Raw genomic sequence first — 2,500 nt, 5'->3', positions numbered from 1 at the left:
CGTACTGCAATTTCACCGGGTCTGTGGTTGAGACAGCAGGGGAGTCGTTACGCCATTCGTGCAGGTCGGAACTTACCCGACAAGGAATTTCGCTACCTTAGGATGGTTATAGTTACCACCGCCGTTTACTGGGGCTTAAATTCTCCGCTTCGGTATTGCTACCTAACAGGTCCTCTTAACCTTCCAGCACCGGGCAGGCGTCAGTCCGTATACATCAACTTAACCGTCTTCGCACGGACCTGTGTTTTTGATAAACAGTCGCTCCCCTCTCTTCTCTGCGACCCCACCTAGCTCTGAACCTAGTGAGGTCCCCCTTCTCCCGAAGTTACGGGGGCAATTTGCCGAGTTCCTTAACCACAGTTCACCCGACCGCCTTAGTATGCTCTACCTGATCACCTGTGTCGGTTTCGGGTACGGGCCGTGACACCACATCGCTAGAGGCTTTTCTCGGCAGCACAGGATCACCACCATCACCCACATAAGGGCTACGCATCACGCCTCACACTGTATTGGCATCCGCATTTGACAAGATGCCGTGCTACACGCTTGCACCAGAATCCAATAACTGGCGTGGCTACCACTCTGCGTCACCCCATCACTTACCTACCACAAATCAGGCCCCACGCATCACCACACCCACCCGCATCAAAGATGCAGGCAGGCACAGTTCCGGGTGGTTAGTATCATTGCTTCAGCATTGGTCGCGATACCACGGGTACGGGAATATCAACCCGTTCACCATCGACTACGCCTGTCGGCCTCGCCTTAGGACCCGACTCACCCTGAGAAGACGAACTTGACCCAGGAACCCTTGATCATTCGGCGGATACGATTCTCACGTATCTCTCGTTACTCATGCCTGCATTCTCACTCGCATACAGTCCACACGCCCTTACGATCGTGCTTCACCCCATATACGACGCTCCCCTACCCAAAACATAATGTTTTGCCGCGGCTTCGGCGGTGTACTTGAGCCCCACTACATTGTCGGCGCGGAACCACTCGACCAGTGAGCTATTACGCACTCTTTCAAGGGTGGCTGCTTCTAAGCCAACCTCCTGGCTGTCTTCGCGATCCCACATCCTTTTCCACTTAGTACACCCTTAGGGGCCTTAACCGGCGATCTGGGCTGTTTCCCTCTCGACTATGAAGCTTATCCCCCACAGTCTCACTGCCATGCAACACTTTAACCGGCATTCGGAGTTTGGCTGACATTGCTAAGATGATAGTCCCGCTCAACCAACCAGTAGCTCTACCTCCGGCAAGCTCACATGACGCTGCACCTAAATGCATTTCGGGGAGAACCAGCTATCACGGAGTTTGATTGGCCTTTCACCCCTACCCACAACTCATCCCCTCAGTTTTCAACCTAAGTGGGTTCGCGCCTCCACAACCTCTTACAGCTGCTTCACACTGGCCATGGGTAGATCACCCCGCTTCGGGTCCAGGACATGCCACTTACCACCCATTTCGGATTCGCTTTCGCTACGGCTACCCAACACACTTGGTTAACCTCGCGACATGCCGCTGACTCGCAGGCTCATTCTTCAAAAGGCACGCCATCACACACACGTTGAGGTGCTCTGACGGATTGTAAGCGCACGGTTTCAGGAACTCTTTCACTCCCCTCCCGGGGTACTTTTCACCATTCCCTCACGGTACTTAATTCACTATCGGTCACACTGAGTATTTAGGCTTACCGGGTGGTCCCGGCAGATTCACAGCAGATTCCACGAGCCCGCTGCTACTCGGGAACAACAACACAACACCAGCATGCGCATTCACGTACAGGACTCATCACCTACTCCGGTGCACCATCCCAGGCGCTTCCGCTTACACACACCAACCTGCTGCGGCGGTCAGGTAGCCCACCGAGCTGTTGCCCCACAACCCCACATGCGCAACCCCTACCCAGGTATCACACACACATGGTTTAGCCTCATCCGCTATCGCTCGCCACTACACACGGAATCACACTTGTTTTCTTCTCCTGCGGGTACTGAGATGTTTCACTTCCCCGCGTTAACCCCCATACAGGCTATGCATTCACCTGCAGGTCGCACCACACAACTGGTACGGGGTTTCCCCATTCGGACATCCTCGGATCAACGCTTTGTTGGCAACTCCCCGAGGCATAACGCAGCCTCACACGTCCTTCATCGGCCCAGCATGCCAAGGCATCCACCGTACGCCCTTGATCAACAAACACACACAATCACAACGCACCACACACACCACACGGCATGCACAATGCGCACACTAAGACACAAAGAAAAAAGCAAAAAATAATGCTCGCGTCCACTCTCCAGTTCTCACACACCACACCCACACACCCACACACACAAACGCGCATGCAAGCAATGCAAGTCAAGGACACACAACCACTGTGCTGCCCCAGACACCCAACAGCATGCCAACACCAAAAAACTTTTGTTTGATACACGTGATTACTGCAAACCGTGATCAACCGCGCACACCACAACCACAACCCATACAAGGC

The 2,500-nt window shown here is 54.0% G+C and carries 1 rRNA gene (only partly in view); it reads right to left on the bottom strand.

The window, feature by feature from the left end:
• Nucleotides 1-2,208 (bottom strand): 23S ribosomal RNA (locus V6D40_RS10850) (it extends 862 nt beyond the left edge of the window).
• Nucleotides 2,209-2,500 lie beyond the last annotated feature (292 nt).

The organism is Corynebacterium sp. Marseille-Q4381 (genome assembly GCF_036881695.1).
GTDB lineage: Bacteria > Actinomycetota > Actinomycetes > Mycobacteriales > Mycobacteriaceae > Corynebacterium.
The sequence above is the reverse complement of the archived record's forward strand: the minus strand, read 5'-3'. Positions and strand labels throughout refer to the sequence as shown.